The following is a 4,466-nucleotide window of genomic DNA, read 5'->3' on the forward strand; positions in this document are numbered from 1 at the left end:
GGTCACCACCGCGACCGTCGTGCCGGCGAGGTCGTTCGCCAGCGCGCCGCCAAGCCCCAGACCCGGCACGAACAGTGACAGCGGGAAGGCCGCGAGGGCCTGCCGCAGAACCACCAGGGCGAGCATCACGCCGATCTGCCACGCGGTCAACAGGCTCAGGGCATGCCAGACGGTGGCCCAGTCGATCCGGCGGACCTGGCGGGTGAAGTACCAGACGGCGAACGCGACCAACGCCCACTTGCCGACGGTGATGAGGAGAGCCTGCAGCCGCCGGGTCCGACCGGGAGCCGCGACGACGACTTCAGTGGCGGGCTGCACCGCCGACCTCAGCGTGCTCCGGCAGGACAGGTCCCGAACCGGTGCAATCGCACCGCAGGCACCATCGCCGACCCCCGCACGGTCGCCAGCCTAGTTCGTGCAGCAACGGCTTGAGCCACGGCCGCCGGGGGCCGGAGCCCCGCCGCGCGCCGGGTTCGGTGCTCATGCCTTTGAGATTGTTCGACTGAGGCGATCCAGCGCCGTCACGCCTGCCACGAAGTCCGCCCTGTCTGGTTCTCACTGTCTGGGTCGAGGGGATGAATCGCCAGACGGGCCGTCAGCGTGCGTCTGGTTGTCACACTGGCTCTGCAGGACAGCACCCCATGGTTGGACGTCTCCCGTGTGGCCGCGGAGGACAGGCACGGGCGTGAACCTCTGCGAGCCAGCGGGCGGGGATTCCCACGTGCGCCGTGGGACTTGGTCGCGGGCGGATGGGGCTCGCCTCCAGGGCGCGACCTCTAGTCTTCCGACGCCTCGCGTGATTGTGAGCGCTGAGGTCGTCCGTCGGCAGGGGATCACCTCAGCGTCCCTCGTCACGGCGCGGAAAGGACCATGTAGGTGAGTCCCGAACTTCCCCCAGTGGGCGACGCGCTTCCTGCCTCGCGCCGTTGGCGGACGCGCCTGGCCTCGGTAGAGGCGGCTGCCATCGGGGGGTTGTGTGTGCTCTTGGCTGGTCCGTGGGAGTGAGGGGGCTGCTCACGACTCCGTCCGTGGATGCGACCCCCACGCAGATCGTCCGCTTATGCCGACCCCGACGCAGGGCCTAACGCGCTGGAGCTCCTCCAGGTCCTGGTCGTCGCAACGATCGCGTTCCTGTGGTTCATCGGGGTGGTGCGCGGTCGCCTGGGTGATGTCGAACCCAAGCTGTTCGGCACGGTGTTCCTGGGCGGCGCCATCCTGCTCGCGGGTGTCCTGTTGGCCGGGACCGCTGCCCTGGCCGCGCCCTCGGTCCTTGTCGAGGTCGGCGGCCGGGCCCCTGATCCCGGCGCCGTTTCAATGTCGCGGGCATTCGCCGTGACCCTGCTCGCGGTCCTCGCTCCCCGGGTCGCCACGCTGGTCGTGTTCTCCACCGCCGCCCTGGGTCGCGCGACCGGCACACTGCCGCGATGGCTGGTGTGGCTCAGCTACCTGGTCGGGGTCGCCGAGTTCATCAGCGTGACGGTGGTGGCACCCACCATCTACGTCTTCTCGGCCTGGATCGCACTCGTGAGCCTTGTCCTGCTCATCCGCAAACCGCTACGCACGACCGTCGCGTCAGCCCAGGGCACAGTTCCTTAGCCAGGGCGAACTCGGACTGTACGCCGCGTTCTCAAGCGCTCAGCCCGCATCGCCGCCGTCCGCGTGACGTCGGTCCTCGATCCACGCGATCGCGTCCAGCTCGGCTCGCCGGAGCGACGCCCCGACCCGCTCGTCGCCGCGGTAGATGCCGTCGGGGCCGACCACGGCCGTGATCCCGGTCACGGCCAGCTGCTCGTCGATGTCGGCGTTGGTCGAGACGATCAGGAGCCGGCTTCCGACCGCGGCCAGGGCCTGGGCGTAGCGGAGCAAGACGTCCATGAACGTGGTGCCCAGGTCGCTGCGGCCCCGCAGGCGCAGGATCACGACCGAGTTGCGCGACGCCTCGGTCGCCGCGGGCAGCTGCGACTCGAACACCGGCGCCGCGGCGAAGAACAGGCTGCCGTAGGGCTGCAGCACGACGACCTCGTGCGGCGGAATCACCGCCGGTGGATCAGACTCGATCAGGTTCCCGCGGGCGTCGTGCTCGCGGCGTCTGATGGTCACCTGGTTGGACTGGCGCACGACGTGCAGGATCACCGAGACGCCCACACCGACCAGGACGGCATACTGCAGCGGGATGATCATCGTGAGTGTGAACGTGATCGCGAGCACGGCCTTCTGGACCACTCCGGTCTTCCAGACCGACGTCAGGTCATCGGGCTTGATCGTGCGGTAGCCGATGAGGATCAGCAGTCCTGCCAGGGCGGGCATCGCGACGTACCCGATCACGGTGCTGAAGGCGAGGATGACGATCGCCATGACAACGCCGGCGATGAACAGCGACTGCCGTGACCGGCCGCCTGCCGTCTTGTTCAACGCCGACGCGGACACCGAACCGCCCACGGGCATGCCCTGGAAGACCCCGGCGGCGACGTTCGCGACTCCCTGGCCGACGAAGTCCCGGGAGGCGTCGGGGAAGCCGCCGTCGGGGTTGGGGTAGTTCGCCGAGATGCTGGCACCTTGCACCAGGCCCACGAACGCCAGGGACAACGCGGGAACGATCAGGGCCGGAATCAACGCGAGACTCGGCAGCTCGGGTCGCGGCAAGGAGCGAGGGACCTCACCGAGATCGTTCAACGTGGCGACGTCCTGCCACCCGAAAAGGATGGCTGCGCCGGAGGTGATGATGACCGCGACGACCAGTCCCATGGCCCCCAGGCGGGTCCGTTCGAGCAGCACGATGAGCGCGATTGTCGCGGCGCCGACCGCCAGGGTCGCGGGGTGGAGCTGGCCGGGGTGCAGGAGTGTTTGGAACGCGCGCGTGATCCGGTTGGATCCCGGGGCGGCGTATCCGGTGAAGTTGGCCAGCTGCCCGAGAACGATGTTGACGCCGATCGCGTTGATGAATCCGACCATCACGGCGTTGGACACGAACCGCAGGACGGACCCCAATCGCAGCAGCCCGGCCACCAGCATGACGGCGCCGGTGACCACGGAGAGGGTGAACAGCGCCCGCGCCGGGTCGCTCGCGCCGTGGACGGCGGGCACGTCGGCCACGATCATCGCCATGGCCCCGGTGCCCTGGATCGCCATGAACACCGAGCTGGTCGCCGCGGCTCCGGCGATCGTCCCCACCAGATAGGCGTACAGGCCCGCCAGCGGGCTAACCCCGGCGAGCAACCCCGTGGCCAGGCCGTCGGGGACGCTCTGCACCCCGAGCACCAGCCCGGCGACGGCGTCGTCCCGCAGAGTGTCCCGGCGCACCCGCCCGCGCAGCCGCATGCCTGCCTCTCGAGTCGTCGGGGGAGCCCTCGGCCGGCCGCCGGGGCACGCCTGGGTCGTGCTCCTGTCGGCGCGTCTGGTCGCAGCGATCAGCCGCCGCTGCTGTCGCCGAGGTCGCGAGATGGGAACGCGTCAGCCGGCAACGCGCTGCCGCCCGGGGTCGTGCCGGGCATGATCGCGAAGTTCGGTTCGAACTCGGTCAGCATACCGGCGAGCGTGAGCAGGACCGTCGGTTCGCCCTCGAGGACGGCGGTGCCGTCGGCCACCTGCTGCTGCAGTGGCACCACACCGATCATCGCCTTCTCCAGGTCGGCCCGGTTGATCGTCAGCGTAAGGTCCGGCGTGGCGGAAAGGAAGCCCTGCAGGCTGGTCAGCGTGCCGTTGTTCCACGACGAAGGTCTAGCCGTTGTCGGGCGTGATGAGGTTCATGACGAAGGAGGCGTCGCCGACGCCGGCCGAGTCCAGGCGAATGCCCAAGTAGTCGAGGAACTGCAGCGTGCTCAGGGCGCGGACCAGGTCGGGTCCGGTGCTCTTGGGGGCGACGCCGGTCGGGATGCCCGACCGCAGTTCGAGCGTGGCGGCAAGGAAGCTGTTGCGTACGCTCGGGCTCTCCGGCTGAAAGCCCACCTGCTCGAAGGCGTCGGCCAGCAGTCGGCGTCCAGCCGCGTGCTCGGGCTCGCCGAAGACGAGCTTGTTGAGGATCTCGATCGCGAGCAGGTAGTCGCCGCTGTCCATGAGCTGCCGTGCGCGGGCGATGATGGCGTCCGGGCCGCCCATCATCTCGACGAACAACGGCGCCGACTCCCTCGGGGCCAGCGGCCTCAGCGTGGCCGGGTTGCCGTCCCAGTACCCGAGGTAGCGGTTGATCACGGCGCGGGAGTTGTGCTCGACCGATCCGTGGTAGCTACGTGCCGCCCAGCTGCGCTGCAACGACTCCGGCACCTGGTACACGCGGTGGATCTCGCTGATCGTGACGCCCTGGTTGGCCAGGTGCATCACGCCGTTGTTGAGGTGGGCGTAGGCGTCGCGCTGGGTGCGCATGACCTCCTGGATGCGCTCGTTGCCCCACTGCGGCCACGAGTGCGACGCGAACATCACATCTGCGTCCTGACCGAACAGGTACAGCGCCTTGTTGATCTGGCGCGACC

The 4,466-nt window shown here is 69.2% G+C and carries 3 protein-coding genes and 1 pseudogene; 1 reads left to right on the forward strand and 3 read right to left on the reverse strand.

Annotation, left to right across the window (positions count from 1 at the left end):
* The coding region (locus VIM19_11325) for a hypothetical protein (protein ID HEY5185468.1) at positions 1–318 on the reverse strand (318 nt) is incomplete at its 3' end.
* Positions 319–1,032: 714 nt separating this feature from the next.
* Here VIM19_11325 and VIM19_11330 point away from each other — a divergent pair.
* Entirely contained in the window at positions 1,033–1,596 is a 564-nt protein-coding gene (locus VIM19_11330; GenBank protein HEY5185469.1) for a hypothetical protein, read from the forward strand.
* Between the two features lie 39 nt (positions 1,597–1,635).
* Here the strand turns inward: VIM19_11330 and VIM19_11335 are convergent, their stop codons facing one another.
* Positions 1,636–3,318: a SulP family inorganic anion transporter gene (locus VIM19_11335; GenBank protein ID HEY5185470.1), complete on the reverse strand. Its 1,683-nt coding sequence runs from the start codon at positions 3,316–3,318 to the stop codon at positions 1,636–1,638.
* Between the two features lie 89 nt (positions 3,319–3,407).
* Positions 3,408–4,466: pseudogene (locus VIM19_11340) on the reverse strand (alkyl sulfatase dimerization domain-containing protein).

This window comes from Actinomycetes bacterium, from assembly GCA_036510875.1.
GTDB lineage: Bacteria > Actinomycetota > Actinomycetes > Prado026 > Prado026 > DATCDE01.

What these genes read in the sequence shown, in the direction of transcription:
- VIM19_11330 (HEY5185469.1), top strand. Translation starts at nt 1,033, where the DNA reads ATGCGACCCCCACGCAGATCGTCCGCTTATGCCGACCCCGACGCAGGG.
- VIM19_11335 (HEY5185470.1), bottom strand. Translation starts at nt 3,318, where the DNA reads ATGCGGCTGCGCGGGCGGGTGCGCCGGGACACTCTGCGGGACGACGCC.